This window comes from Acetatifactor sp., assembly GCF_982438285.1.
In genome coordinates this window covers 1-2220 of record NZ_CEWDFQ010000426.1, presented here as the reverse complement: position 1 = coordinate 2220, position 2220 = coordinate 1, and the positions used below count along the sequence as shown (strand labels likewise).

Genomic DNA, 2220 nt, shown 5'->3' with positions numbered 1-2220 from the left:
TCATAAGTCAGCTTTTATTGTAAAAATATTCAGGATTGTGTTGAAAGGGGATTTAATTATGAAGAAAACATTTAAAACAAGGAAATATTTTGTATTACTAATAGCTATAGCATTTGGTTTTTTACTGGATACTAAGATAGCTTTTGCTTCTGGTAACGGAGATATGACCATTGAAGAAGGTGCTCAGCCGGGAATCATCACTCAAGAGGCAATCGAAAAAGAATTGAAGCTTCTGAGAGAGAGGGTTACATTTCCAAGCGGCTGTGAAATAAACGTTACCTGCTATGAACAAGAGACAAATTATTGGTGCGGACCAGCCACTGTAAAACAAGTAGTGAAATGGATTACCGGAACGGAACGAGCACAAAGCGTTTATGCGCAGGCTTTAGGTACAACAACTGCTGGAACGGATATGACGCGGATTCCAGGAGTATTAAATGATTATATTGATGAACAGCATTATGTATATGCATCCATTGGAACGCAGAGTCAATGGTTTAGCAAGATTCAGTCAAGTGTATATTATGGAAGGCCGGCTGTTCTTGATCTTAATACAAATGATATTGATTCTTTTGATTACGACTCAAGCGGTCACTTTGTAAATGTCAGTGGTTATAATGTAATCGATAATACAGTACGTATTACAGATCCATATGAAGGGAGAGGAAATGTTGTGCATCCGGCTGATAGCTTGTATGAGGCAAACAATAACCACTTCAGGCAGGCGATGATATGGTAAAAAAAAGAATATGGCTATTTCTGCTTGCTGCCTTGCTATTAACCGGCTGCACATCCAGTGAATCAGAGGTTTCCATTGCAGTGGAAACTGCAGAGAATACCGAGGCAGATGAGGAGGGTGCGGAAGTTTCTCAGGATGCAGAATCGGAAGTTGTCATGTCCTCCTCTGAAACAGCAGATATTCTGGAATACCGGACGGATTGGCACATAGAAGAACGGGAGATACAGAATTTCCCAGACAATGCTTCTTATCGGGGAAGCACAACGGAAGGCATATACTATTGTTTTAGGCATGATCCTGCGGGTCAGGATCTTCTTAAGACCTTTTACTTTCAACCCTGGAGTGGAGAAGCTGTTCCTTTGCTGGAGGTTTCTTCAAGTTTGTACAGCACTTTTCCTCACGGGGATTGGCTTTTTGTTTCCTTGCTTGGCACAGACGGTTTTTCCCTTGTGGGCTTGCATCCAAAAGAGGAGCCTTGGGAGGTATTCTCCTGTACCGGCTTTGTACTTCCTATGCTTTACGGATACGATGAAAAACTGCTTGTGCTCTATATAGATGACAGCAGTATTCCAGGAGAAGCGTCCGGGGAAAAGGTTTATAAAATTTCCAGAACAGACCTGCTCACAAGAGAGACAGAGGTGCTCTATGAGACAAAAAACCGCCTTGCCTGCGTGAGCGAATCGGCGGCCGGAGTCTGGTTTGCCGAGGAGGATGAGGATGGGCAGCAGACATTATGCCAATATGACGCAGCCTCCCATTCCATAAAAAGAAGCGCCAAACTGGAAAAGCCCGTGGTTTTTGCAGCGGAGAGCAATGGAGCCTTTTATTTAAGCGAGCGGGGACCCCTCAGGGAAAACCTGGGCGGAATCTATCAATGGGAGGATACCTTTGAAAGAATTGGATGGGTGCCCTTCATTGCCGAAGACAATATCATATGGGATGGGAAATGTGTAGGAAACCTCCTTCTGTGGAAGGCACAGCAATATGGCTATATCCTTGATGTGGATACACAGGATTTATGGGTGCTGCACTTTAGGGAAAACGAGGAGCAGATGAAGCTCCGCCATTTGGAGGACGACGGCTTTTCCGGAATTATTGAAAAGGACGGGCGCTATTATTACAGGAAATATACCATTCCCTCTTTATAAGCCCTTCAAAACGCCGCAGCGCATCCAAACAGATGCAGGCGGCGTTTTTTTTCTTTTCTGTCCGCAAAATATGTGGTATACTAACTTCATATGACTTGGCCGTCATTTTCTGAAAGGCCAGGAAATCAGGCATATTTTTATGTTATTGGAGAGAAAAGATTGAAAATTAAAATTTTCAATCCGGAATTTGTGCTACCGCACAAAGTTCCTTCTGATTACAAAGCCGCTCACGCGGCAGAATGAGAGGAAACATGGCAAATACAGACAAGCAATATGACGCTTCCAGCATAAAGGTGCTGGAGGGGCTGGAGGCAGTGAGAACACGTCCCGGAA

General features: G+C 43.8%; 2 protein-coding genes. Both read left to right on the top strand.

Annotated features, from left to right (window positions below; genetic code table 11):
• A partial coding sequence (locus AC1WIP_RS14870; protein ID WP_481142562.1) for a C39 family peptidase occupies positions 1 to 739 on the top strand: 739 nt, incomplete at its 5' end.
• Positions 733 to 1887 (top strand): hypothetical protein, encoded by a 1155-nt coding sequence (locus tag AC1WIP_RS14865; RefSeq protein ID WP_481142561.1) that lies wholly within the window; start codon positions 733 to 735, stop codon positions 1885 to 1887. The genes AC1WIP_RS14870 and AC1WIP_RS14865, both read left to right, overlap by 7 nt.
• The last annotated feature ends 333 nt before the right edge of the window (positions 1888 to 2220 follow it).

Bases quoted from the DNA above. Each gene is read 5' to 3' on its own strand.
- AC1WIP_RS14865 (WP_481142561.1), top strand. From the start codon at position 733: ATGGTAAAAAAAAGAATATGGCTATTTCTGCTTGCTGCCTTGCTATTA.